Source organism: Saccharothrix xinjiangensis (genome assembly GCF_039527585.1).
GTDB lineage: Bacteria > Actinomycetota > Actinomycetes > Mycobacteriales > Pseudonocardiaceae > Actinosynnema > Actinosynnema xinjiangensis.
In genome coordinates this window covers 92,795-116,749 of sequence record NZ_BAAAKE010000019.1, presented here as the reverse complement: position 1 = coordinate 116,749, position 23,955 = coordinate 92,795, and the positions used below count along the sequence as shown (strand labels likewise).

The 23,955-nt window shown below is 72.0% G+C and carries 21 protein-coding genes; 7 read left to right on the top strand and 14 right to left on the bottom strand.

The window, feature by feature from the left end; translation table 11 throughout:
• Positions 1-354 (bottom strand): hypothetical protein, encoded by a 354-nt coding sequence (locus ABD223_RS29735; protein WP_344039900.1) that lies wholly within the window; start codon positions 352-354, stop codon positions 1-3.
• Positions 355-606: 252 nt separating this feature from the next.
• Here ABD223_RS29735 and ABD223_RS29730 point away from each other — a divergent pair, with 252 nt between their 5' ends.
• A complete protein-coding gene (locus ABD223_RS29730) occupies positions 607-1,950 on the top strand; it encodes an NsdA family TPR-like regulatory protein (protein ID WP_344039899.1) in 1,344 nt (447 codons plus the stop codon).
• A 98-nt stretch (positions 1,951-2,048) separates the two neighbouring features.
• Here ABD223_RS29730 and ABD223_RS29725 read toward each other — a convergent pair whose 3' ends face one another.
• A complete protein-coding gene (locus tag ABD223_RS29725) occupies positions 2,049-2,639 on the bottom strand; it encodes a TetR/AcrR family transcriptional regulator (protein ID WP_344039898.1) in 591 nt (196 codons plus the stop codon).
• 92 nt (positions 2,640-2,731) lie between these two features.
• Between ABD223_RS29725 and ABD223_RS29720 the strand changes: the two genes are divergently transcribed.
• Complete coding sequence (locus ABD223_RS29720; RefSeq protein WP_344039896.1) at positions 2,732-3,775, top strand: NAD(P)-dependent alcohol dehydrogenase; 1,044 nt, start codon at positions 2,732-2,734, stop codon at positions 3,773-3,775.
• Between the two features lie 528 nt (positions 3,776-4,303).
• Here ABD223_RS29720 and ABD223_RS29715 read toward each other — a convergent pair.
• Positions 4,304-5,935: a TIGR04141 family sporadically distributed protein gene (locus tag ABD223_RS29715; protein ID WP_344039895.1), complete on the bottom strand. Its 1,632-nt coding sequence runs from the start codon at positions 5,933-5,935 to the stop codon at positions 4,304-4,306.
• A 1,353-nt stretch (positions 5,936-7,288) separates the two neighbouring features.
• On the opposite strand from ABD223_RS29715, the gene ABD223_RS29710 reads away from it, so the two are divergent.
• The gene (locus tag ABD223_RS29710; RefSeq protein ID WP_344039966.1) at positions 7,289-8,311 is read left to right on the top strand and encodes a saccharopine dehydrogenase family protein; all 1,023 of its coding nucleotides are present in this window, start codon (positions 7,289-7,291) and stop codon (positions 8,309-8,311) included.
• A 45-nt stretch (positions 8,312-8,356) separates the two neighbouring features.
• On the opposite strand, the gene lipA is transcribed toward ABD223_RS29710, so the two are convergent.
• From lipA to ABD223_RS29695, 3 genes are read right to left on the bottom strand one after another with little or no spacing between them, the layout of a single operon-like run.
• On the bottom strand, positions 8,357-9,361 hold the full coding sequence (gene lipA / locus ABD223_RS29705; protein ID WP_344039894.1) for a lipoyl synthase: 1,005 nt from the start codon (positions 9,359-9,361) through the stop codon (positions 8,357-8,359).
• A gap of 15 nt (positions 9,362-9,376) precedes the next feature.
• Positions 9,377-10,303 carry an oxidoreductase gene (locus tag ABD223_RS29700; RefSeq protein ID WP_344039893.1) on the bottom strand — a complete coding sequence of 309 codons (927 nt, stop codon included), beginning with the start codon at positions 10,301-10,303 and terminating at the stop codon, positions 9,377-9,379.
• An 18-nt stretch (positions 10,304-10,321) separates the two neighbouring features.
• Positions 10,322-10,888, bottom strand: a complete 567-nt coding sequence (locus tag ABD223_RS29695) for a hypothetical protein (RefSeq protein ID WP_344039892.1) — start codon at positions 10,886-10,888, stop codon at positions 10,322-10,324.
• A gap of 131 nt (positions 10,889-11,019) precedes the next feature.
• On the opposite strand from ABD223_RS29695, the gene ABD223_RS29690 reads away from it, so the two are divergent.
• Both ABD223_RS29690 and ABD223_RS29685 read left to right on the top strand, forming a co-directional pair.
• Complete coding sequence (locus ABD223_RS29690; protein ID WP_344039965.1) at positions 11,020-11,685, top strand: TetR/AcrR family transcriptional regulator; 666 nt, start codon at positions 11,020-11,022, stop codon at positions 11,683-11,685.
• A gap of 82 nt (positions 11,686-11,767) precedes the next feature.
• Positions 11,768-12,697 carry an LLM class F420-dependent oxidoreductase gene (locus ABD223_RS29685; protein WP_344039891.1) on the top strand — a complete coding sequence of 310 codons (930 nt, stop codon included), beginning with the start codon at positions 11,768-11,770 and terminating at the stop codon, positions 12,695-12,697.
• A gap of 33 nt (positions 12,698-12,730) precedes the next feature.
• Here ABD223_RS29685 and ABD223_RS29680 read toward each other — a convergent pair whose 3' ends face one another.
• From ABD223_RS29680 to lpdA, 7 genes are all read right to left on the bottom strand, one after another.
• Entirely contained in the window at positions 12,731-13,258 is a 528-nt protein-coding gene (locus tag ABD223_RS29680; RefSeq protein WP_344039890.1) for an ArsR/SmtB family transcription factor, read from the bottom strand.
• Position 13,259: 1 nt separating this feature from the next.
• Positions 13,260-14,291 carry a serine hydrolase gene (locus tag ABD223_RS29675; protein ID WP_344039889.1) on the bottom strand — a complete coding sequence of 344 codons (1,032 nt, stop codon included), beginning with the start codon at positions 14,289-14,291 and terminating at the stop codon, positions 13,260-13,262.
• A 109-nt stretch (positions 14,292-14,400) separates the two neighbouring features.
• Positions 14,401-15,168, bottom strand: coding sequence for a lipoyl(octanoyl) transferase LipB (lipB, locus tag ABD223_RS29670; RefSeq protein WP_344039888.1), 768 nt, complete (start codon positions 15,166-15,168; stop codon positions 14,401-14,403).
• Positions 15,155-15,862 (bottom strand): phosphatase PAP2 family protein, encoded by a 708-nt coding sequence (locus ABD223_RS29665; protein WP_344039887.1) that lies wholly within the window; start codon positions 15,860-15,862, stop codon positions 15,155-15,157. Before ABD223_RS29665 ends, lipB begins: the two co-directional genes overlap by 14 nt.
• Positions 15,863-15,905: 43 nt before the next feature.
• Positions 15,906-16,790, bottom strand: a complete 885-nt coding sequence (locus ABD223_RS29660) for a TIGR01777 family oxidoreductase (protein WP_344039886.1) — start codon at positions 16,788-16,790, stop codon at positions 15,906-15,908.
• Between the two features lie 502 nt (positions 16,791-17,292).
• Positions 17,293-19,032, bottom strand: a complete 1,740-nt coding sequence (sucB, locus tag ABD223_RS29655) for a 2-oxoglutarate dehydrogenase, E2 component, dihydrolipoamide succinyltransferase (RefSeq protein ID WP_344039885.1) — start codon at positions 19,030-19,032, stop codon at positions 17,293-17,295.
• A gap of 55 nt (positions 19,033-19,087) precedes the next feature.
• On the bottom strand, positions 19,088-20,458 hold the full coding sequence (gene lpdA, locus ABD223_RS29650) for a dihydrolipoyl dehydrogenase (protein ID WP_344039884.1): 1,371 nt from the start codon (positions 20,456-20,458) through the stop codon (positions 19,088-19,090).
• Positions 20,459-20,633: 175 nt separating this feature from the next.
• Here lpdA and ABD223_RS29645 point away from each other — a divergent pair, with 175 nt between their 5' ends.
• Positions 20,634-20,954: an oxidoreductase gene (locus ABD223_RS29645; RefSeq protein WP_344039883.1), complete on the top strand. Its 321-nt coding sequence runs from the start codon at positions 20,634-20,636 to the stop codon at positions 20,952-20,954.
• Between the two features lie 38 nt (positions 20,955-20,992).
• Here the strand turns inward: ABD223_RS29645 and ABD223_RS29640 are convergent, their stop codons facing one another.
• On the bottom strand, positions 20,993-22,489 hold the full coding sequence (locus tag ABD223_RS29640; protein ID WP_344039882.1) for a leucyl aminopeptidase: 1,497 nt from the start codon (positions 22,487-22,489) through the stop codon (positions 20,993-20,995).
• Between the two features lie 195 nt (positions 22,490-22,684).
• On the opposite strand from ABD223_RS29640, the gene ABD223_RS29635 reads away from it, so the two are divergent.
• A complete protein-coding gene (locus tag ABD223_RS29635) occupies positions 22,685-23,890 on the top strand; it encodes an APC family permease (RefSeq protein ID WP_344039881.1) in 1,206 nt (401 codons plus the stop codon).
• The last annotated feature ends 65 nt before the right edge of the window (positions 23,891-23,955 follow it).

Below are 23,955 nucleotides of genomic sequence, written 5' to 3'. Positions count from 1 at the left end.
TCAGGGAGAGTCGAGAACGAGCAGCAAGGAGCCCTCCGCGCGGAAATAACCCAGCGCGCGAGCCAGGTCGTCATGGTCATCCGCGACGTGCCGCGCGCTCGGGACGACGACACCAACGGGCCGCAGTCGGCGCACGACGCCCTGCAACCGCCGAAAGCCGTACCGCTCCAGCGGCGACGAGCTCGTGACGTCGAAGAACACCTCGCCCAGCGCCAGCTCGCGGCCGGCCGTCCACTGCTCCAGGCGTGCCCTGTCCCGGCTGACGGCCGTGCTCCGACCAGGGAGCGCCCGCACGTAGCCGAGCACGAGTTGCCCTTCCCCCGGGCACGGGTGCAGCGTTTCGGTGCAGATCATCGAGCCGGCCTGTGTTGGGTGTTGCGCTGACGCGTCGTCATGCCTACTTTCATTCCCTGGGTGTTCCGGCAAGTGGCTGGTGCTCTGTACTGGGCTCTATCGGGAGGGAACCGCAAACCAAAAGAATGACGAAGCGCCGACGCGTTGTCTCGTTGTTGTCTCTGTCCTCCGTTAGCCTGAAAAACCTGGTCAAAGCCTTCTTCTTGGCCTGTGGGGCGATACAGTCGGAGGCGTAGAGGAGGGGGCAACGATATGGTCAGGCGGCAAGAGGTGGTCTTCACCCATCCGCTCGCCTACGTGCGTGCTGAACGGAACTGGACCTACCAGGACCTGGTCAACGTCATCGCCCGCCACGTCGGAAACATGGCGACGCGCCGTGAGAAGGCGTGGCGGTGGGAGAACTGGGGCGTCGTTCCGGATGAAGATTCCCAGTACGCCCTGGCGCACGAGTTGGGCGTTCCGCGTGACCTGGTTCGTCAACTGGGGTGGCCGGCCTGGCTTCCGATGGGGGACCGGCTCGACGTCGGGCTACCGTGGTCGGCGGACGCGTCTGTCACGATGCTCGACCAGACTGCGGGAGCTGCCGTGCTTGATCGCCGCGCCTTCCTGACTCTCGCCACCGGGACAGCCGTCACCGTCGCCAACCAGTGGCTGACGCTCGAACCACCCAGGATCGAGGTCGCGCTTCGCGGTGGGACGGTCGACGCCACCTTGGTGGAAGCCCTGGAACAGCGGACTCCGACGATCTGGAGGATGCAGGCCGCTCTTGGTGGCGGTGGTGTCCGCAACATCGCCGACGCCGAGCTGCGGCTGATCGCCGACCTGCTGGCGCAAGGCAGCTACACCGAACAACTGGGCGGTCGCCTCTTCCGCGTGGCAGCCGAGCTGGGCCGGCTGGCGGGTTGGACGAGTCTCGACGCAGGCTTCCACTCTGCGGCTGAGCGTTACTACGTGACGGCGCTGCGGGCGGCGCACACCGCCGACGACCGGGCGATCGGCGCGAACATCTTGAGGTGCATGGGCCTTCAGCTGCTCGACGTGAACAGGCCGGTCGAGGCGTTGGCGGTCACGGCGGCCGCTCGTGAGGGCGCGCAGCAGTCCTCGCCGCGCATCATTGCCATGATGACGGTGAGAGAAGCGCGGGTTCACGCGGTGCTCGGGGATGCCGCCGAGTGTGAGCGCCTCCTGGTGCGGGCGGACGGCGCGATGGCACGGGCCGGGGAACGCGAGTCGCCGGAGTGGGCCACCTCCTACTTCGACCACGCCGAGTACTGCGCCGAAGTGGCCGCCTGCTACCTGGCGCTCCGGCGGCACCGTGCGACCGACGACTGGCTGCGCCAATCACTTGACGTTCAACGCCCTGGGCGCGGTGTGGACCGCGCGACCAATTTGATGCGACGCGCGGAGGCTGTTCTCGAACTCGGCGATGTCGACCACGCGTGCTCACTGGTGAGTGGAGCGGTACCGTCCATCGCGGCGGCGCGCTCGGTGCGGAACCGACGGCGCTTGAGCGACTTCCAGGTGAAGTTGAACGCTCACCGCCAACACCGGGCCGTGGTCGAACTGGACGAACAGGTCCGCTCGCTGATCGCATAGACGGCACGACCCGCGTGGCGACTGCTGCGAAGCGGCAAGCCACTCGCCGACCCGTCAATCCTGGAAGCGGCGTGCTCCGGTTCCGGCGGGGCGGCGGGTCAGTCGGGCGCGACGGCGCGGCGGACGGTGTCGCGCAGCAGGGCCCGGCGGCGGTCGTGGGTGTCGGCGGGTTCGTCGGCGGTGGCCGCGTAGACGTTGCTGACCGGTGACCACGCCATCGACATGGAGATGACCAGCGCCATCAGGTCGAACGGGTCGCCGGTGCGGATCAGGCCCGCCGACTGGGCCTCGGTGATGGCCCGGAGCTTGCCCTCGTCGAGGCGCTCGGTGTCGTCGACCAGGTGGCCGGTGGGGCGTCGTTCCAGGCGGGCCCACGTGGCGAGTCGGATGAGGTCGGGGCGGTGGAGGTACTCGTCGTAGAGGCGCACGGCCCAGTCCGCCAGGTCGCCGGCGTCGATGGGGACGACGTTGACGATCCGCTCCAGGGAGCTGGAGAAGATCGCGTCGAACAGGCCTTCCTTGCTGCCGAAGTAGGCGTAGAGCTGGGCTTTGTTGGTGCGTGCCCCGGCGACGATGCGCTCGACGCGCGCCCCGGCGATGCCGTGCTCGGCGAACTCGCGGGTGGCGACGTCGATGATGCGCTGCCGCGTGGCCGCGCCGCGGGCGGTCAACTGCTGGTCGTCGGGCACGGGCCCATCCTAACGACAGAACAGTCGGTTTGCTTTGGCGCCGGAACCGACCTAACCTCGAACAGACCGAACAGTCTGTTTGGAGGGACGCCATGAGGAGCACCACCGGTTGGCAGGCGGACGGCTCGACGGGCGCGTTGCGCCGGGTGTCGATCCCCCGGCGGGACCTGCGCCGTGACGACGTCGCGGTGCGCGTGGACCACTGCGGCGTCTGCCACAGCGACCTGCACGCCCTCCGCGCGCACCGCGGCGGGGACGCGCCGGCGCTCGTGCCGGGCCACGAGTTCACCGGCGTGGTCACCGAGACCGGTCCGGACGTGACCCGCTTCCGCGTCGGCGACCCCGTCGCCGTCGGCAACATCGTCGACTCCTGCGGCGAGTGCGCGATGTGCGCGGCGGGCCAGGAGAACTTCTGCCGCGACTTCCCGACCCTGACCTACGGCGGCGCCGACCGCCACGACGGGTCCACGACGCTGGGCGGCTACTCCCGCGAGTACGTCCTGCGCGACCGGTTCGCCTACCCGCTGCCCGCCGGCCTGGACCCGGCCGCGGCGGCGCCCCTGATGTGCGCCGGGATCACCGTGTGGGAGCCGCTGCGCGCCCTGGGCGTGGGGCCGGGCACCCGGGTGGCGGTGAGCGGCCTGGGAGGGTTGGGCCACCTCGCGGTCAAGTTCGCCGCGGCCCTCGGCGCCGAGGTCGCGGTCGTCACCAGGTCGGCGGACCGCGCGGACGAAGCGGCCCGGCTCGGCGCGCACGACCTCGTCGTCTCCACCGACCCCGACCGGATGGCCGCGGCCCGCGACCGGTTCGACGTCCTGATCGACACCATCCCCGTCCCGCACGACCTCGGCCCCTACCTCGGGCTGGTCGCCGTGGACGGCACGCTCAGCCACCTCGGTCACCTCGGCACGGTCACCGTCGAGGCGATGGACCTGCTCGTCGGCCGCAAGAAGCTCAGCTCCTCGGGCAGCGGCGGCCGCCCCGCCACCGCCGCCATGCTCGACTTCTGCGCCGCCCACGGCATCACCGCCGACGTCGAAGTCCTGCCGTCGGCCCGCGTGGCGGAAGCCCTCGAACGCCTTGAGCGCAACGACGTCCGCCACCGCTTCGTCCTCGACCTGTCCGACCTGTCCTGACCCTGCCCCGGCCTCGACGTGGTCGGGATCGGTTCTCGGCCGGTTACGGCGTGGTCGGCCCCGTTGGGGTGTCGACGATCCGGGCGACGAAGCAGTCCCGCAGCAGGGGCGCCGTCGCGGGGAAGCCGGTGATCAGCGTGCTCCTGCTCGTCGGGCGACCAGGAGTGGCCCCCTCGACATCCGCCGCAACTCACGCGGTGTGCGCTTCACCGAAGCCGACAGCGGCGGTTGTCGTGGAGTGCGTGATCGTGCTGTCACCCGGTGGCCGGCCCAACCTGGCGTCGGCGGTTCCGCGGGCGCCAAGTTCGCGCGTCAGGCGCCCGGGACCGCTGTCGGCCGGCGTGCCGGCCGACAGCGGCGGTGTTCCCGGCTACTCCTCCTCACGGGGCCGTGACCGGCGCAACCGAAGGGCCGCTGTCGCCACGGTCAAGGCCGCGACCGCGGCCTGCATGGTTGCCGTGGCGAGGTCCAGCCACGATGTCACTGGGTTCCTTCCTGTCGACGGGTGGACGCGGTTCGTGCCGGTCGTCATGCGGCCGGACGGCCCGCTTTCGCCTTGGGGACGAACGGGATGTCGGCGAACTGGAGCCGGACACCGTGCTGGTGCAGGTCCTCGTTCAAGCGGAGCAGCTCCACCTGCGAGAGCGTGAACAGCTCCTTGACGGCCCACCTCCGTCCCGCGGCGGCCGGCACGACGGTGCGCGGGCGGTCGGGCACGCGGCGCCCGGGGTCGAGCCGGTTGACCTTGGCGTCGAGTTGCCGGACCGCGTCCGGTTCGAGGCGCTGCGCCCACGCCGAGACCCGTGCCTGGGTGAACAGGTGGCTCGCCGCAGTGGCCCGTCCGAGCCACTTGACGTGCACCAGTTCGTCGTTCGGGCCGATCACGTCGGCGAACTCGAACCTCGGGTGCATGGGCGTGCGGCCGAAGTCGCGGTCGAGGCAGAGGTAGCCGGGCTGCTCGGCGACCAGCGCGCAGTACCGGTGCTCGTCGTCCTGCTCCCCGGTCGGCGCCCAGACCGGGAACGACAGGCCGCTCTTGTTCGAGACCAGCTCGGCCACCCGATCCCGGACGCGCTGGACCGCGTCCTGCCCGATCTCGTACCAGCGGCCCTGGTGCAGGCACGCGGTCCGGTCCTCGGTCGTCGTCTCGAACACCAGCCACCGGTCCAGTGAAATCGGACGGGTCAGCGGTTCCTCACCACGTCCGTCCGAGCACGGGGTCACCCTGGCACGCCTCAACTCGTTCATCCGGGCGAACACGGGGATACGGGCGAACCGCTCGGTGATGGTGCCGACGTCGAGGTCGACGTCGAGGTCCAGTGGTCCGGAACCGCCGACGTCGTCGACCCGGAGCGAGTTCGTCGCCTCCACGTGCGGTGCGGTCGCCGCGGGCCGGCACATCGCGAGGCGGCTGTGCGGAGGGCCTCCGCCGAGCGCGTCGGCGAGGCGCGCCTCCAGCGACGGCAGCAGCGGGTCGTCCGCTCGGATCGGTCGCACCTGGCTGAGGAAACGCAGGGGTGAGTTCTCGTCGCCCTGGTCGATGACCCGGCAGATGACTTCCAGGTCGGCCAGGAACGTCTCGGGGGAGTGTCCGACCTGGATGCCCGGGGAGCTGCCCGCCCGCACGCGGCACTGCCTGCCGCCGGTGGCCCGGTGGTAGGTCGTCCCCGCCATGTCCGCCATTCCGGACAGGTGGTTGACCAGTTCGCCGGCGGGATCGATGCGAAAACCGGGAACCGTGCTGCCGGAGGGGAACGACGTCTGCACCGCGCGTGCCGAGACGTCGAGCAGGCTGCTGCTGACCACGCGCAGCTCGGTCGGGTCCAAGCGGCGGATGCCGAAGAGCAGACCGAAGTCCTCGTCCAACCGGACGTCGTCGAGCAGGTGCCTGCCGCCGCCCCACGCGGCGGCCACGACCCAATCGCCCACCTGCACGAGGATGATCGCGAAGGGGGCGCTCCTCATGAGCCTCAGCGGTGTCCCGCTCAGGCTCATGACCTGCCTGCTCCACGTCGGGGCGTCCACGGTGCGCGTGCCGGCGATGAGGTGCGCTCGCGCGCCGTTGATGGTCAGGGGGCGGTCGTGCTCCACGGTGATGCCGTCGCACCGGGTCACGTACTCCCTGAGCGGGAGACCGCCGTGGAAGCGGTAGAGCGACATGGGGCTCGTGGGGAGTGGGTGGCGACTCAAGTCTGGTTCCTCGTCGTTCGGGCGCGACGAGACCCGCTGCGGGCGCGGAGCGGCTCTCGCGGATCTCGTCGCGCGTTGCTGAGTGGAGTGGGGGACGCGGCGGCCGGTCAGGCGAGCCGGACGACCGGTTGGGTCCTGTCGCACATGGCGAGTCCGAGGAGGAGACGGGCCCTCAGGTGCAGGAGCGCGCTGCTCAGCTGCCGAGAGAACTCCGGGGACCACGGACGGGTGATGGCGGCGAGCACCCTCCGTCGAACCCCTGTACGGGCGGTATCACCCGGTAGCGGGGGCGCGAGCGCTGGCCGTGCGCACGTGAACAGCTCTACACTCAACAGTTGTTCCTCCTATTGCTGTGCTGCTTGGACGCCGTACAAGCCGGACGGGACGCCACGCGGTCTCCTGTTGGCGCAGGAGGCCGCGTTCTGTTCGAGCCCCACCGGTCCAGCGACTATAGGGGCTCACCATTGAGTGAAATCGCCCTTCGGGCGTTCCCTGTCGCCAAGCGGCTCGTTGGATGAGTTCAGCGGCTGGCTTCTCCCGGTCACCGATGAGGTGTGCTGATACGCCCAGCGGCGGGTCTTCTCACACCCGTCAGCACCGTACTGAGCGGTTAAGTACCGACGGTAGGTAGAGGTATCACTCGATCGTGTGATGCAAGTTCGGAACCGGGAGGCAAGGTTTTGATCTTCACCCTGCGTGGCCGTCATGCCGGTTCGGGCAAGGGGTGGCCGTGGGGTTTCCGGACCCGTGGTACCGCTCGGCGTGCCGGTCGGACCGTTTGACTCTTGGGTGATCTGCGCATGTCAAGTGGGTTCTACCGCAAAATTGCGGTTGGTTGGCCCGATCGGGTGAGGGTTCATCGGTTTTGTGACACTTCGCCCCATGTGAGACGCGCCTGTGACGCAGGGTGTCGTGACGGGGCTCGACCCCTGTTGGCGTGTCCGGGGGGCCGGTTCGCGGGATGGGTCTCGAGGTCGAGGGGGGTCGTGTTTTCGCAGTGCCGCTTTCGGGTTTTTGAAAGAACATTCGCGTGATGAGCCCGTGATGCGGATGTCGATCGACTTCGGCGGTGATCATGATCGGGTGCTCCGGGGAGGCGTGGCTTTGTCGGAGGACCTCCTGTGGCCGATGGGCTCGGTCCGCCTTCGGGGCCCGTCGCCGCTGAGCCGTCCGGTGACGATCTTGGGTGATGTGGGACCCGGTTCCACCTCCGTCGCTCGTCCGCAGAGGGATCGGCCGTGCGGCGGCGGTCGTCCGGCGGCGGTCGTCCGGCTGAGGTCGCGCACGTGGTTACTCGTTGGTAGGTTCCGCTGTGTGACGTGGATGGTTTACGGGGTCAGCGGGTTCACGGGGGCGCTCGTCGCCCGGCTCGCGGTGGCGCGCGGGGAACGGCCGGTGCTCGCCGGGCGGTCCGCGGAGAAGGTGCGGCCGCTCGCCGCGGAACTCGGGTTGGAGCACCGGGTCTTCGGGCTCCGGGACGCGGTGCGGGGGCTGGAGGGCATCGATGCCGTCGCCCACTGCGCCGGGCCGTTCTCGGCCACCTCCCGGCCGATGGTGGACGCCTGCCTGGAGGTGGGCGCGCACTACCTCGACATCACCGGGGAGATCGACGTCTTCGAGGCCGTGGCCCGGCGGCACGAGCAGGCTCGCGAGGCCGGGGTGGTGCTGCTGCCCGGCATCGGGTTCGACGTGGTGCCGACCGATTGCGTCGCCGCCATGCTGAAGCGGGCCCTGCCGACGGCCACGCACCTGGACCTCGCGTTCGTCGTTCAAGGCGGCGCCAGTTCGGGCACGGCCCAGACCGCCGTGGAGGGGTCCGCGTTCGGTGGGCGGGCCCGGGTGGACGGGGTGATCAGGACCGTGCCGCTGGCCCACCGGCGGCGGGTCGCCCACTTCCGGGACCGGGCGCGGGACGTCGGGGCCATCCCGTGGGGTGACGTGAGCACCGCCTACCGGTCCACCGGCATCCCCAACGTCACCACGTTCACCACCGTGCCGAAGCTGGTGGGCGCGCTCCAGCCGCTGGCCGCGCCGTTGCTGCGGACGTCGTTCGCCCAGCGCGTCGGCAAGGACCTCGCCAGGCGGATCGGCGGGCCGGGCGAGGGCACGCGGCGCGGCACCCGCTGCGAGGTGTTCGGCGAGGTGTGGGACGGCGCGGGGCGGCGGTTCCGGGCCGCGCTCACCGGGCCCAACGCCTACGACCTGACCGCGGACTCGGTGGTGAAGGCGGTCCACCGGCTGGCCGCGGTGCCGCCGGGCGCGCACACGCCGTCCAGCGCGTTCGGGAGCGAGTACGCCCGGGAGCTGGACGGCGTGGTGGTCAGCGGGCCCACCGAGGTGGGCTGAACCGGGACCCGCCGGCCCGGGGCGGACGACCCGGGCCGACCGAGGTCAGCGGCTCGACAGCAGCGAGGTGATCTCCTGCGCCGCGCCGCCCGCCTCCAGCAGGTGGCGCAGGCCCTCCGGCAGCACGTCGCCGCGCTTCTGCACGGCCTGCGCGTACAGCCGGCCGGCGCGGTAGGACGAGCGCACCAGGGGACCGGCCATGACGCCGGAGAAGCCGATGGACTCGGCGGTCTCCTTGTGCGTCACGAACTCCTCCGGCTTGACCCACCGCTCCACCGGGTGGTGGCGGGGCGAGGGCCGCAGGTACTGCGTGATGGTGATGATCTCGCAGCCCGCGTCGTGGAGGTCCGACAGCGCCTCGGTGACCTCGTCGGGCGTCTCGCCCATGCCGAGGATCAGGTTGGACTTGGTCACCAGCCCCGCCTCGCGGGCGGCGGTGATGACCTCCAGCGACCGCTCGTAGCGGAACGCCGGGCGGATGCGCTTGAAGATCCGCGGCACGGTCTCCAGGTTGTGCGCCAGCACCTCGGGGCGCGAGGCGAAGACCTCGGCCAGCTGCTCCGGGACCGCGTTGAAGTCCGGGATCAGCAGCTCCACGCCGGTGCCCGGGTTCAGCTCGTGGATCTGCCGGACGGTCTCCGCGTACAGCCACGCGCCGCCGTCGGGCAGGTCGTCGCGCGCGACACCCGTCACGGTCGAGTACCGCAGGCCCATGGCCTGCACCGACTCCGCCACCCGCCGCGGTTCGTCGCGGTCCAGGTCGGCGGGCTTGCCCGTGTCGATCTGGCAGAAGTCGCAGCGCCGCGTGCACTGCTCGCCGCCGATCAGGAACGTGGCCTCGCGGTCTTCCCAGCACTCGTAGATGTTGGGACAACCGGCTTCCTCGCACACCGTGTGCAGGCCCTCGCGCTTGACCAGGCCCTTGAGCTCCCGGTACTCGGGGCCCATCTTCGCCTTGGTCTTGATCCACGAGGGCTTCTTCTCGATGGGCGTTTGGCTGTTGCGGACTTCCAGCCGCAGCAGCTTCCGACCTTCAGGTACGACGGTCACGACACCGACTTTACGTCACGAGGGATCGGGTTCCACGCCCGTGAGCTCGGCCGTCAGGTCCCACAACCGGCTCGCCGCGAGCTCGTCGCGGGCCGCGGCGGTGGACCCCGACGGCGCGGGGTGCCCGCGCAGGCCGCGGAACCCGTCGGGCCCGTAGTAGCCGCCGGGCTCGACGTCGGGCGCGGTCGCCGCGTAGAGCTGCGGCAACGCGCCCATCTCGGCCGACTGGGAGGTGAGGTTGAAGATCTTCGCACCCACGCTGAACAGCGGGTTGCGCCGGGCGCGGGCGGTGTTCGCGCTCAGCTCGGTTGCGGTGACGCCGGGGTGCGCGGCGACGGACGTCACGTCCAGGCCCGCCTTCGCGGCGCGACGGGCCAGCTCCCTGCTGAACAGCAGGTTCGCCAGCTTGGACTGCCCGTACGCGCCCCACGCCGAGTAGCGGCGGACCTCGTAGTCGGGGTCGGCGAAGTCGAGGGAGCCCGCCTGGTGGGCGAGGCTGGACACGGTGACCACCCGGGCGCCGGGGCGCGTGCGCAGCGCGGGCACGAGCAGCCACGTCAGCGCGGCGTGGCCCAGGTGGTTGGTGCCGAACTGGCGCTCGAAGCCGTCCGCGGTGCGGCCCAGCGGCACCGCCATCACGCCCGCGTTGTTGACCAGCACGTCCAGCGCGTCACCGGTCCGCTCGCGCACCTCGGCCGCTGCCGCGCGCACCGACGACAGGTCGGCCAGGTCCAGCCGCACCAGCTCGGCCTTGGCGCCCGCCGCGAGCACGCGCTCCAGCGCGCGCTGCCCGCGTTCCGGGGACCGGCAGGCGAGCAGGACCCGCGCGCCCTTCGCGCCGAGCACCTCGGCCGTGCGCAGGCCCAGGCCCGAGTTCGCGCCGGTCACCAGGGCGGTGCGGCCGGTCTGGTCTGGGATGTCCGCTTCCGTCCACTTCGCCATGCGTAACAAGTACCGGTGTCAGGCGCTCTTGGCGAGCCGGCGGTGGCGGCCGGGGACGATGGTGTTGCGGTGCGAGGTGCTGGGCGCCGCGTTGGGCGAGGTGCTGGGCTCCGTGCGGATCAGGCGCTCGAACGCCGCGCCGACGCGGGCGATCTCGTCGGCCGGCTCGGACAGCTCGGCCAGGCCCGCGGTCAGCGCCAGCATGCGCTGCTCGCGCTCGACGGCTTCGGTGGCCTCGACGGCTTCGGTGGCCTCGACGGCTTCGGTGGCCTCGACGGCTTCGGGGGAGCTCTCGGCGGAGTTGAGGTGGGCGTCGAGCACGGCGCGCAGCACCGGCTGCTCGGCGGCCAGCGCGCGCCACGTGCGGGTGACGGTTCCCACGCGGTCGGCCGAGCCGCTTTCGAGCGCGACGCCGAGGCGGCCGGTGAGCTGCTGCATCCACCGGTAGTGCAGGGCCAGGAGCAGGTCGTCCTCGGTGGCGAACAGCTCGCGGTCGAAGTCCAGGGGTGCCGAGGGGTCGCCCGCGGCGTCGCGGAGCACGGCGTCCAGGGCGTCACGGCGTCGGTAGAAGTCGGTCCAGCTCATCTCGCGCCTCCTCTCTCGTGGTGATCGCGGTCATACCCCGGGTTTTCCACATACCGCCGGTATGACCCATGAGGTGAACATACCACGAGTACGTACCGTCGGTATGTCGTACGGTTGTGAACGTGGTGACAGTGCGGTCGAGGCGGTTGGAGTACTCGGAGTCGACGAGGAAGGCGCTGGTGGGCTCCGCCGTGGAGCTGTTCACCAAGCGCGGCTACGCGGGCACCTCGCTGGACGAGGTGACCAAGCGGGCACGCCTGACCAAGGGCGCGCTCTACCACCACTTCAGCGGCAAGCAGGCGCTGTTCGAGGCCGCCTTCGACGCGGTCGAGAACGACTTCATGCTCAAGCTCACCGAGATCGTCAGCGCGCCCGGCGACCCGTGGGACACCGCCATCGCGGGCCTGCGCGCGTACGTGCGGGTGTGCCTGGAGCCCTCCTACCAGCGGATCGTCATCCACGAGGCGCCGGTGGTGATGGGCTGGGAGCGCTGGCGCGAGGCCGAGGAGCACTTCAGCTACGGGCTGCTGCGGTCCACGATCGAGGTGCTGGTGGAGTCCGGTGAGCTGGAGCAGCTGCCGGTGGAGACGATGACCCGGCTGCTGTTCGGGGCGCTGTCGGCGGGGGCCAGCACGATCGCGGGGGCGTCCGACCCGCGCAAGGCCAGCGCCGAGGTCGAGCGCACCATCGTTCGGGTGGTGGAGGGGTTGCGGGTGCGCGAGGACGGGGGCGGGGGCGGGGCCAAGGCCGAGGAGGAGTCCTCGCGGCGGGAAGGCAGGCGGTCGCGTCGGCGCTGAGTGCTGAGCGCTGAGGGAAGCGGCGGGGTTGGGGGAGGCGGTCGAATCGCGGACGTGCTCCCGCGCCGATTAGCGTGGAGCGGTGGAACTCCGCATCTTCACCGAACCCCAGCAGGGGGCCTCCTACGACGACCTGCTGGCCGTGGCGCGAACCGCCGAGGCCGCGGGCTACGACGCGTTCTTCCGCTCCGACCACTACCTGAAGATGGGCGACGCCGACGGCCTGCCCGGCCCGACCGACGCCTGGATCACCCTCGCCGGCCTCGCCCGGGACACCTCGTCCATCCGGCTGGGCACGCTGATGACCGCCGCCACCTTCCGCCACCCCGGCCCGCTGGCCATCAGCGTGGCGCAGGTCGACCAAATGTCGGGCGGCCGGGTCGAGTTCGGGTTGGGCGCGGGCTGGTACGAGGACGAGCACACCGCCTACGGCCTGCCGTTCCCGTCGACCCGCGAGCGCTTCGACCGGTACGCCGAGCAGTTGGAGGTCATCACCGGCCTGTGGCGCACGCCGGCGGGGGAGACCTACTCGTTCCGGGGCGAGCACTACCAGCTCGCCGACTCGCCCGCGCTGCCCAAGCCCGTCGGCCGCATCCCGGTGCTCATCGGCGGCAAGGGGCCCAGGCGCACGCCCGCGCTGGCGGCGAAGTACGCCGACGAGTTCAACCTGCCGTTCGTGGACGCGGCCGAGGCGGTCGAGCAGTTCGGGCGCGTCGACGCCGCGTGCGAGGCCATCGGGCGGGACCCGGGGGAGGTCGTCCGGTCGGCCGCGCTGGTGGTGTGCGTGGGCCGTGACGACGCGGAGGTCGCCCGGCGGGCGGCCTCGATCGGCCGCGAGGTCGACGAGCTGCGGAAGAACGGCCTGGCCGGCACGCCCGCCGAGGTCGTGGACGCGCTGGGCGCGTGGCGGGAGCGGACCGGGATCACCCGGGCCTACCTCCAGGTGCTGGACCTGGCCGACCTCGACCACGTCGAGTTCATCGCCGCCGAGGTGGCGCCGCAGGTGCGGTAGCGGTGCTCCGGGGCGGCGCCCTGGCCGGTCGGTTCAGGCGCGCAGCTGGCCGGCCACGTCGGCGGCGGCGGTGAGCAGGACGAGCACGGGGATCGCGGCCGAGGGCCGCAGGCGGTAGCTCCCGCGCTTGTCCTGCTCCACCACGCCGGAACCGGTCAGCGCCTTCAGGTGGTGGTACAGCTGGCCGGTCGACCCGAGCCGGGCCGCCTCCTGGAGCGCGGCGGCCGGTTGCGGGCCGTGCCCGAGCAGCGTGCGCACGATCTCCACCCGCGCGGGGTGGGCCAGCGCGGACAGCACCTCGACCCGGGGGCGGTCGGCCAGCGACAGCGCGTGCTCGGGCGTCACGTCGATCCGCCACGAGACCTGCCCGTCGCCCAGCGCCACCTGGCCGCCGTAGCCGAACGCGCCGCCGGTGTCGGCGTTGCCGTCGTCGTCGCCGCTGTTGCCGCTGTTGCCGCCGGAGGGCGTGGGCAGCTCGGCGGAGACGCGCTCGTCGCCCTCCAGGGCGGCCACGCGCCGCTCCAGCTCGGCCAGCCGCTGCACCAGGTCCACCGCTGCCATCCTAGGAGAGGGCCGCCTGGAATTCCCGCAGCACGCCCGGCTCCAGCAGGGCCTGGCGGACCAGCCTCACCAGATCGGTGGACGTGGCGGCCCGCTGCTCGTCGACCTCCTGGAGCAGCACCGCCGCGCTGCCGACCCGCCCGTCCTCCCAGCGCACGCTCATGCCCGCGGTGAGGATGCCGGCGAGCGACCCGCCCTTGAAGCCGATCCCGGCCACGCCCGGCGGCAGGTCGCCGGACAGGGCCCGCTCCAGGTGCCCGCGGGCCAGGTCCACCCCGGTCAGCGACCGGTGCGCCCGGTTCAGCCCGGCGGCCGTGCCCGACCACGTGGTCCGGGCCCACGGCCGCTGGCCCTCGTAGGTGCTGGGCACGTCGGGGAACCTGCCGATCACCTCCAGCTGGAGCTGCGGGTCCCGCAGGTACTGCCGGACGCTCACCGGGCGGCCCAGGACCAGGCGCAGCACGTCGCCCAGGATCTCGGGCACCGGTGCGCCCGGCCAGCCGTGGCGGGCGGCCGCCGAGCGCAGCACGCGCTCGCCGAGGTGGTGGCGGAGGAAGTCGGTGGCCGCGTTGTCGCTGTAGCGGATCATCGATGCGACCAGGTCGTCGAGCGACACGCGGTGCTGCGGGTCGTCGGCGGTGGCGCCGTTGGAGAACGGGATGCCCAGGGCGCGCAGGGACGCCTGGTGCGCGCCGCCGTCCAGGCCGAGGTAGTACTGCTCCCAGTCGCCCACGCGGACCTGGTCGTCCGGGTTCACCGCGCCGGTCGCCACGGCCTTCGCGTACCCGGCCAGGTGCACCACCTTCACGGCGGAGGCCAGCGGCTGGGGTTCGAACGCGCGGTGCGCGATCCGGCCGCCCTGTCCGTTGTCCAGTGCGACGGCGACGTGGCGGCGGTTGGCCCGCAGCCAGGAGAGCCAGTCGTCCGGTCGGGTGGGTGTTCGGTTCTGCGCCTGGGCCGGTGCGGTGGACAGGAGCGCGGAAGCGCTCGCCAAGCCGCACGCGCAGAGCAGGTGCCGTCGGGTCAGGAGCACGACGAATCTCCCCTCTGGTAGTCCGTAATTCCGGAATACTAGAGGGGAGGGGTGGGTCGTGTCAGCCTGCGTTTGCCGCCTGGTGGGAAGAGATCCTGGTAGGAGGGGATCAGCTCGTGCGGACCGCGAAGGTGACGCCGGCGGCCACCGGTTCCCGGGGCTCCAGGGTGTGTGCCAGGGTGCGTGCCAGGGTGCGGTCCGTCAGCGGCAGGTCGCCGTTCAGCGCGTCGATCACGGCCCGCTCGGCCAGCGGCAGCACCTCGGCCACGGTGACGTCCCGGCCCAGCTCGTGCGACAGCGACGCCACGCCGGCGTCCCGGATGCCGCACGGGATGATGTCGGCGAACGCGGCCAGGTCGGCGTTGCAGTTGATCTCGAACCCGTGCATGGTCACGCCGCGCTGCACCCGGATGCCGATGGCCGCGACCTTGCGCTCGACGCCGCGGTCGTCGGCGGGCAGCCACACGCCGCTGCGGCCCTCCACGCGGCCCGTGCGCACGCCCAGCTGGTCGCACACGTGGATCAGGGCCTGCTCCAGCCGGCGCACGTACTGCACGACGTCCAGCGGTTCGGCCAGGCCGATGATCGGGTAGCCGACCAGCTGGCCGGGACCGTGCCAGGTGATCTTGCCGCCGCGGTCGACGTCGACGACCGGGACGTCGCCGCCCTTCGGGCGCTCCTCGGGCTCGGTGCGCCGCCCGCACGTGTAGACCGACGGGTGCTCCAGCAGGAGGAGGGTGTCGCCGGTGGTGTTGCCGGCGCGCGCCTCGGCCAGTTCGCGTTGCAGGTCCCAGGCGGCCAGGTAGTCGATGGTGCCCAGCTCGCGCACCTCGATCTGGTCGGAGGAGGCGCGGCAGGAGGGGTCAGGACTGCTCACGCCTCGACACTACGCCCAGGGGGCGCCACGACGGTCGTCTCGGTGGTCGCTTCGGCGGGTGCTTCAGCGGTTGCTTCGGTGGTTGCTCTCGTGGTTGCCCTGGTGGCTGTTCCGGCTGTCGTCCCGGTGGCATCAGTCGGAGGGCGCGAGCGGCCACCAGGCCGACGCCCAGCACCGCCAGCACGGCGCCCACCGTGTCGGTGAACCAGTGCATCTCCAGCACCACGCGACTGGCCGCGGTGAGCGCCACCGCCGTGGCGGCCAGCGCGATCGCGTGCCTGAGGTGTTCCCGGGCGAGTTGACCGACCAGCAGGACGCCGGTGAGGGCGACGGCGGTGACCGCGGTGACGTGCCCGCTCGGGTACGCCCACTGCGGGTACTCGATCGGGCGAACGCGTTGGTAGCCGTAGCGGGCGAGGATCGTGCACCACGACACCGCGAGGAGCACGGCGGCGCGCAGCACGAGCGCGTCCCGGGCCAGCAGGGCGCGCAGGGCCAGGGAGGTCAGCGTGATCGTGGCCAGGCCGGGGCTGAGGACGAAGCTGATCGCGGTGGCGGCGTGCGTGAAGTCCGGGCCCAGTTCGGTGGCGGCCAGGTGCAGGTCGCGGTCCAGGGCCGGGACCTCCCGGTGCACCGACAGGCCCAGGACCAGTGAGGCGAGCGCCAGCACGAGGCCGACGAGGACGCTGATCACGGTCAGGTGGGGGTGGTGGAGGTGGTCGGGGGCGGGGGTTCGGTCATCGGCTGACGGCCGTTGCCAGCGCGCCGCCCAGGGCGGGGTGCAGGAAGGTGAAGCCGTGCCGTTCCAGGACGCGGGGAACGGCGCGTTGACCGGCCAGGATGCCCTCCTCGGCCAGTTCGCCCAGCACCAGCTTGAGCGCGAACGGCGGTGCGACCCAGGGGGTGGGGCGGTGCAGCGCGTGCCCGAGGGTGCGGGTGAACTCGGCGTTGGTGACCGGGCTGGGCGCGGTGACGTTCACCGGGCCCCGGACGTCGTGCTCCACGACGAACCTGATCGCCGCGATGGCGTCGTCCAGCGAGACCCAGGGCATGTACTGGCGGCCGTCGCCCACGCGACCGCCCAGGAACAGCGAGAACAGCGGCCTGATGCGGCCGAACAGGCCGCCGGAGGGGCTGATCACCAAGCCGGTGCGGAGCTTCACCACGCGGGCCGAGCCCTCGGCCGGCGTGCTGGAGGCCTCCCAGCGGCGGCACAGCTCGGCGAGGAAACCGGTGCCGGAGGGGGTGGTCTCGTCGACCAGCTCGTCGCCGGTGTCGCCGTAGTAGCCGACCGCGCCGGCGTTCACCAGGACGGGGACGCCGTGCTCGGCGACCGCGCTGGCCAGGACCTCGGTGGGCACCGTGCGGCTGTCCAGGAGGACCTGCTTGCGGGCGTCGTTCCAGCGCTTGTCGGCCACGCCCGCGCCGCACAGGTTGACCACCGCGTCGACGCCGTCCAGGGTGCCCGGGTCGATGCGACCGGCGGGCGGGTCCCAGCCGCGCTCGTCCGGCGCGGCGGGGCTTCGGCGGACCAACCGCAGGACCTCGTGCCCGGCGCCGCGCAAGGCGGCCACCAGGCTGGTGCCGATCAGACCCGAGGAACCTGCGACCACGACACGCATGGGTTGATCGTCTCTCAGCGTCCGCCCGGTTGCACAGCGGATCCGGTGTCACCCGCACCACGACCCTACGGCCGTCTCACTCTGGGAACGCTCCCACCCGCGTGTCGTCCACTCGGACATCGCGTGTCGTCCACTGGGGCATCGCGAGTCGTACGTTCAGGACGCGCGAGTCGTACGTTCAGGACCCCTGAGTTCTACATTCGGGTGCGGGGAGAGTGCGAAGAAGAAGAGCTAAAAGCGGTCGCTCGCCGCTGGGCAGGCCGCCGGGGGGAAGGGCGTGGGCTCGTGGTTTCCCCGTATGGCCTGCCTGAGGCAACCACACTCGTCAAGGGGTCCGAAGGGCGTGGACCCCTTGACAAGCGCGGTTGGGCTGCGCCCAGGCCATACGGGGAAACCACGAGCTGGGCCCGCTTCGTGCTGGCGCGCTGGGAGGGTGTGTGCGGCTGGCGCGCGGTGAGGCCGCCCCCGGTGTGGTGTTCGGGGGCGGCCTCGGTGGTGCGTTTCAGAGGCCGAGGTCGGCTTCGAACGCGCCTTCTTCCAGCCGGTTCTTGACGGTGGTGAGGAAGCGGCCCGCGTCGGCGCCGTCGACCAGGCGGTGGTCGTAGGTCAGCGCCAGGTAGGCCATGGAGCGGATGGCGATGGTGTCGTCGCCGCTCTCGTCGGTGATGACCACCGGGCGCTTCTTCACCACGCCGACGCCCAGGATGCCGACCTGCGGCTGCTGGATGATCGGGGTGTCGAAGAGGGCGCCGTTGCTGCCCAGGTTGGTCAGCGAGAACGTCCCGCCGGTCAGCTCGTCCGGGGTCAGCTTGTTCGCGCGCGCCCGGGAGGCCAGGTCGCCGATCTTGTGCGACAGGCCCGCCAGGTTGAGGTCGCCCGCGTTCGCGATCACCGCGTTGAGCAGGCCGCGCTCGGTGTCGATCGCGATGCCCAGGTGCTCGGCGCCGTGGTAGACGACCTCCTTCTTCTCCTCGTCGATGGAGGCGTTCAGCACCGGGTGCTGCTTGAGCGCCTCCACGGCGGCCTTGGCGAAGAAGGGCAGGAACGTGAGCTTGGTGCCCTCGCGCTGCTCGAAAGCCGCCTTGGCGCGGTTGCGCAGGCGGGCGATCTTGGTGACGTCCACCTCGAAGACCTGCGTGAGCTGCGCCGAGACCTGGAGCGACTCGCGGGTCCGCTGGGCCACGATCTGCCGCAGGCGGGGCAGCTTCTGCACGGTGCCGCGCTTGCCGCTGGTGTCGGCGGCCGGGGTGGCGACGCGCTGGGCCGGGGCGGACGCGGCCGGGGCGGCGGCGGGTGCGGCTGCGGGTGCCGGGGTCTTCTTGGCCTCGACGGCGGCCAGCACGTCCTGCTTGCGGATGCGGCCGCCGACGCCGGTGCCCTTCAGCGAGCCGAGGTCGATGTTGTGCTCCGAGGCCAGCTTGCGCACCAGCGGCGTCACGTAGGGGGCGCCGTCGGACGACTCCTCCTGAGCAGGGGCCTGCTGGGTGGGGGCCTGCTGCGGCTTCTCCTGAGCGGGGGCCTCCTGGCGGGCGGGAGGCTGCGGGGCCTGCTGCTGCGGGGCCGCCTCCTGCTTCGGCGCCTCCTGCTTTGGCGCTTCCTGCTTGGGTGCTTCCTCCTGCTTGGGGGCGGGGGAGCCCGAGCCGACTACGGCCAGCTGGCCGCCGACCTCGACGGTCTCGTCCTCGCCGGCGGTGATCTCCAGCAGGGTGCCGGCCACCGGGGACGGGATCTCGGTGTCGACCTTGTCGGTCGAGACCTCCAGCAGCGGCTCGTCGACCTCGACCGGGTCGCCGACGGACTTCAGCCACCTGGTCACGGTGCCCTCGGTGACGCTCTCGCCCAGGGCGGGCATGGTGACCGGGGTGCCCTCGGCGGGCTTGGACTCCTGCTTCGGGGCCTCGGACTGCGGTTCCGGCTGGGGGTCGTCGGACTGCGGCTCCGGCTGGGCCTCCTCGGCGGGTGCGGCGTCGCCGCCCGAGGTGGAGTCGTCGGAACCGGTGCCCGAGCCGTCGCCGATGACGGCGAGTTCGGCGCCGACCTCGACGGTCTCGTCCTCCTGGGCGACGATCTTCTGGAGCACGCCCGCGGCGGGGGAGGGGATCTCGGTGTCGACCTTGTCGGTCGAGACCTCCAGCAACGGCTCGTCGACCTCGACGCGGTCACCCTCCTGCTTCAACCAGCGGGTGACCGTGCCCTCGGTGACGCTCTCGCCGAGTGCGGGCATTTGAACGGAGAAGGCCATCGTTCGCTGACTCCTCGTGCGTGGGTCGAAAGTTCGGCTGACTGGGGTGCGACGGTCAGCCGTGCACGTGCAGCGGCTTGCCGGCCAAGGCGAGGAAGGCTTCGCCGAGGGCTTCAGTCTGGGTCGGGTGGGCGTGGATCAACGGCGCCACGTCCTCGGGGTACGCCTCCCAGCTGTAGATCAGCTGGGCCTCACCGATCAGCTCGCCGACCCGCTCGCCGACCATGGTGACACCGACCACCGGACCATCGGGCGCCTTCACGAGCTTGACGCCACCGGCGGTCTTCAGGATCTGGCTCTTGCCGTTGCCCGCGAGGTCGTAGACGAACGTCTCGACGGAGCCGTACTTCTCCTTGGCCGCGGCCTCGGACAGGCCCACCGAGGCGACCTCGGGCTTGCAGTAGGTGACGCGCGGGATGCCCGCCTCGTCGATGACCTTGGGGTTCTGCCCGGCGATCTCCTCGGCGACGAAGATGCCCTGCTGGAACCCGCGGTGCGCGAGCTGGAGGCCGCGCACGATGTCGCCGACCGCGTAGACGCCGTCCAGGCTGGTCTTCAGGCGCTCGTCGGTGACGACGAAACCGCGCTCGATCGCGACGCCGGCCTCCTCGTAGCCGTGGCCCGCGGTGTTGGGGCCGCGACCGACGGCGACCAGCAGCAGGTCCGCCTCCAGCACGTCGCCGGACTCCAGGGTGACGGAGACGCCCGAGTCGTTCCGGGTGGCGTTGGTGAACTTCACGCCGGTCTTGAACTTGATGCCGCGGCGGCGGAACGCGCGCTCCAGCTGCTTGGACGCGTACTCGTCCTCGGCGGGGACCAGGCGGGGCAGCGCCTCGACGATGGTCACGTCGACGCCGAAGGAGGCCCAGACGCTGGCGAACTCGACGCCGATGACGCCGCCGCCCAGCACGATCGCCTTCTCCGGGATGAAGTCGAGGTTGAGGGCCTGGTCGCTGGTGAGCACCCGGCCGCCGATCTCCAGGCCGGGCAGGCTGCGCGCGTAGGAGCCGGTCGCCAGGACCACGTTCTTGCCGGTGTAGCGCTTGCCGTCGACCTCGACGGTCTTGTTGCCGACGAACGTGCCGGCGCCCTCGACCAGGGTGACCTTGTTGGCCTTGGCCAGGCCCTGGAGCCCCTTGTAGAGGCGGCTGATCACGCCGTCCTTGTACGAGTTCACGCCCGCGATGTCGATGCCCTCCAGCGAGGACTTCACGCCGAACTGGTCGCCCTCGCGGGCGTTGTCCGCGACCTCCGCCGCGTGCAGCAGCGCCTTGGTCGGGATGCAGCCGCGGTGCAGGCAGGTGCCCCCCAGCTTGTCCTTCTCGACCAGGATGACGGACAGGCCTAGCTCCGCGGCGCGGAACGCGCAGGCGTAGCCGCCCGAGCCGCCACCGAGGATCACGAGGTCGGCGGACGTGTCGGTCACGGGATCTCCCTGGAGAGCTTGATGCCTTACTCCGCGCGGGTGCGCGCGTGTGGTGGCCATCTTGTCACTACGGTGACGGTGGCGGCGACGCGGTGTCCTGTTCGGAGGACTTGCCCCCCTCTTCACCTCCGCGCCGGCACGATTGGGTGGAGGAGTGCCGTCAGGAGGTGACCGGGTGGGTCTTTTCGACCGTTTTCGCAGGAAGCAGCGTCCCGGCGTGCTGAGACCGGCCACGTCCACCGACACCACCCACTTGGAGCAGTGGGCTTCATCACGTCGTGGCGTGGAGGCTTACGTCGAGCCGAAGACGACGGTGACCGAGACCACGGTCGTGCTCGTCGCGCACGACGGTGAGTGGACGCGCCGGCGCATCGACGGGACGGACGGCGCGCGTCGCCTGGCCAAGAAGTTGGGCATCCCGATCTACGACGCGGGCATCGTCGGGTACCCCAAGCGGATGCGCGAGTTCTCGCGGCGCAAGGACAACAGGGGCTGAGCGCGGCCGGCCGGACCGCCGGCCGGCCGCGCGCGCCCTCAGCCGTTCGCGGCGATGTCCGCCAGCACGGCGGCGATGGTGCGGACCGGCACGCCGGTGCCGCCCTTGGTGGTGTAGCCGTACGGGCCTCCGGTGTGGAACGACGGCCCGGCCACGTCGATGTGGGCCCAGGTCACGCCCTCGGCCACGAACTCGCGCAGGAAGATGCCGGCGGTCAGCATCCCGCCGAACCGGTGTCCGGCCACGTTGGACAGGTCGGCCACGCGGGACTCCAGGTCGCCCCGCAGCTCCTCCGGCAGCGGCATGGCCCACGCCTGCTCGCCCACGGCGCGGCCCAGCGCGGCCACCCGGTCGCGGAACGCGTCGGTGCCCATGACGCCGGCGGTGCGCTTGCCCAGCGACACGACCTGGGCGCCGGTCAGCGTGGAGGTCTCGATCAGGTAGTCCGGCCCCTCCTCGCAGGCCCGCACGATCGCGTCGGACAGGATGAGCCTGCCCTCGGCGTCGGTGTTGAGCACCTCGACGGTCTTGCCGCCGTACATGGTCAGCACGTCGCCGGGCCGGTAGGCGGTGCCGGACGGCATGTTCTCCGCCATCGGCGCCCACGCGGTGACCTCCAGCGGGAACTTCAGCTTCGCGGCCAGCACCACGGAGGCGATCACGGCCGCCGCGCCGCCCATGTCCGAGGTCATCTCGTCCATGCCCGGCGCCGGCTTGATCGAGATGCCGCCGGTGTCGAAGGTGATGCCCTTGCCGACCAGGGCGACCTTCTTGGTCGCCTTGGGACCGCGGTAGGTGATGCGGACCAGGCGCGGCGGGCGGCTCGACCCGCCGCCGACGCCGAGGATGCCGCCGAAGCCCTGCTTGCGCAGCGCCTTCTCGTCCAGCACCTCCACTTCGAGGCCCTCGGCCTTGGCCAGCGCGGCGGCGCGCTCGGCGAACGACGCCGGGAACAGGTCGTTCGGCGGGGTGTTGACCAGGTCGCGGGTGGCGGTGACGGCCTCGGCGATCGCGGTGGACGCCTTCACCACCGCCCGGTGCGCCCGGACGGCGCCCCCGGCGGGCGCGACGAGGTCCACCCGAGCGACCGGGGCGTCGCCCTTGTCGGACTTGTAGGCGGTGAACGAGTAGGCGCCCATGACGGTGCCCTCGACGGCCGGGCCGAGGTGCAGCGCGGACAGCGCGGTCGCGGCGCGCTTCTTGCCGGACAGGGCGCGGGCGGCCGCGCCGGACGCGCGGCGCACCTGGTCCTCGGCGACCGAACCGTCGGCGGCGGGCTTGCCCAGCCCCACCGCGATCACCACCGGCGCGGCGATCCGGCCCAGCGTCGGCAGGGTCACGACCTCGTCCTGCCTGCCGCGGGCGCCCACGGCGCCGAGCACGTCGACCAGGCCGCCGTCGAACGCGGTGTCGACCGCCTCCGCCCCGCCGGCCAGGACGAGCCCTCCCGGGCCCTGGATGGTGCCCACCACGACGGCGTCGACGTTGGTGGTGCTCAGGTCACTGTCGGTGATGGCGAGTTTGGGGGCGGTCACTGCGGCTCCTCGACGGTCCTCCCGGCACTTCCTGGTCGTGCGTCGGGATGCGGAATTGATCGAGTCGAATGCTAAGGGGCTCGTTCCTGCACTTGGTGGCGGTACCTTCGATAGCGGGGAGTAACAATTAACACGTTCGGAGGTAAGCCGCTTGGGCGTTAGCTGGACCTCTGGTCCATATGTCACCGTGTACCGGTGACAATCACGCCCCGTGCCGGGGCCGTGGTGCTCGCTCTCGGCGCGACCCTCGGGGTCGGTGTGCTCGCGGGCTTCGCCCCCGCCGCGGCCGCAGCGGGCCCCTGGTTCCCCGTCGCGCTGGTCCTGGCCGCGCTGACCGCGCTGTGCTGCGCGTTCTCCACCGCCGACCAGCACCGCGCCTACCCGGACGCACCCGGCGGCTACGCCTACGTCCGCCACCAGCTCGGGCCGTGGCCCGCGCGCCTCGGCGCGAGCGCCCACCTGGTCGGCCGGGCCGGGGTGGCCGCCGCGCTGGCCGGCGCGTTCGGCGCCTACGTGGTCCCCGAGCACCAGCTCGTCGGCGCGATCGGCCTCCTCGTGGCCACCTCGGCGCTCGGCGCCTCGGGCTTCCGCTGGAGCGCCGGGCTGAGCGCGGCCGTCGCGGCGGTGGTGCTCGGCGTGCTCGCGCTCGTGGTCGTCGTGTGCTTCGCCGTCGCACCGCCGGACAACCCGGCCTGGACGGGCGGCGGCCCGTCGTTCGAGGGCCTCATGAGCGCCGCGACGCTGCTGTTCGTGCTGTTCACCGGGTTCGAGCGGATCACCGCGCCGCTGCCGGGCGACCGCGTGTTCCACGTCCGCGTGCTGCGCTTCGCGATCCCGGCGGTCGTCGTGGTGGTGCTGGTGGTGGCGTTCGCCGTGGGCGCGGCGCTGCTGCGCCAGCTCGGACCGGCGCGCCTGGCGCTGTCGCCCGCGCCGCTGCGGGACGCCCTGGTCGCCGCCGACGGCCGCGCGCTGGTGCCCGTGCTCGTCGTCGGCGCGGCGGTGGCCGCGGTGTCCTCGCTGTTCTTCGTGCTCGGCTCGGCCCGCCGCACGCTCGCCGGCATGGTCGAGACCGGCGACCTGCCGCCGGTGCGCGCGGCCTGGCCGCTGGAGGTGGTGTCGGTGGCGTTGGCCGTGCTCGGCGTGGTCGCGCTGACGCCGGGCGCCGCCCTCGCGGTCGGCGCGTGCGGCACGGCGTTCTACTACGGCTTCACGAACGCCTCCGCGCGCGTGCTGCTCCAGGAAGACCGCACGTGGCCGATGCGCACGGCGTGCCTGGGGCTCGGGCTGTCGGTGCTGCTGGCGATGAGCGCGCCCACGGCGGCGTTGTTCGTCACGGGCGCGGCGCTCGCGCTGGGCACCGGGCTGACCGCGCTGGGTCGGGTCCGGCAGGCCGTCGGGTAGCCCGACCGGATGGTCGGACGTCCGAGCGTCGGGACGGCGATTTTCCGATGTCCGCGCGGCGGCTA

Excerpts from the sequence above, each read along its gene's own strand:
- ABD223_RS29735 (WP_344039900.1), bottom strand. The coding sequence starts at position 354 with ATGATCTGCACCGAAACGCTGCACCCGTGCCCGGGGGAAGGGCAACTC.
- ABD223_RS29730 (WP_344039899.1), top strand. The coding sequence starts at position 607 with ATGGTCAGGCGGCAAGAGGTGGTCTTCACCCATCCGCTCGCCTACGTG.
- ABD223_RS29720 (WP_344039896.1), top strand. The coding sequence starts at position 2,732 with ATGAGGAGCACCACCGGTTGGCAGGCGGACGGCTCGACGGGCGCGTTG.
- ABD223_RS29715 (WP_344039895.1), bottom strand. The coding sequence starts at position 5,935 with ATGTCGCTCTACCGCTTCCACGGCGGTCTCCCGCTCAGGGAGTACGTG.
- ABD223_RS29710 (WP_344039966.1), top strand. The coding sequence starts at position 7,289 with ATGGTTTACGGGGTCAGCGGGTTCACGGGGGCGCTCGTCGCCCGGCTC.
- ABD223_RS29700 (WP_344039893.1), bottom strand. The coding sequence starts at position 10,303 with ATGGCGAAGTGGACGGAAGCGGACATCCCAGACCAGACCGGCCGCACC.
- ABD223_RS29695 (WP_344039892.1), bottom strand. The coding sequence starts at position 10,888 with ATGAGCTGGACCGACTTCTACCGACGCCGTGACGCCCTGGACGCCGTG.
- ABD223_RS29680 (WP_344039890.1), bottom strand. The coding sequence starts at position 13,258 with ATGGCAGCGGTGGACCTGGTGCAGCGGCTGGCCGAGCTGGAGCGGCGC.
- ABD223_RS29660 (WP_344039886.1), bottom strand. The coding sequence starts at position 16,790 with ATGCGTGTCGTGGTCGCAGGTTCCTCGGGTCTGATCGGCACCAGCCTG.
- sucB (WP_344039885.1), bottom strand. The coding sequence starts at position 19,032 with ATGGCCTTCTCCGTTCAAATGCCCGCACTCGGCGAGAGCGTCACCGAG.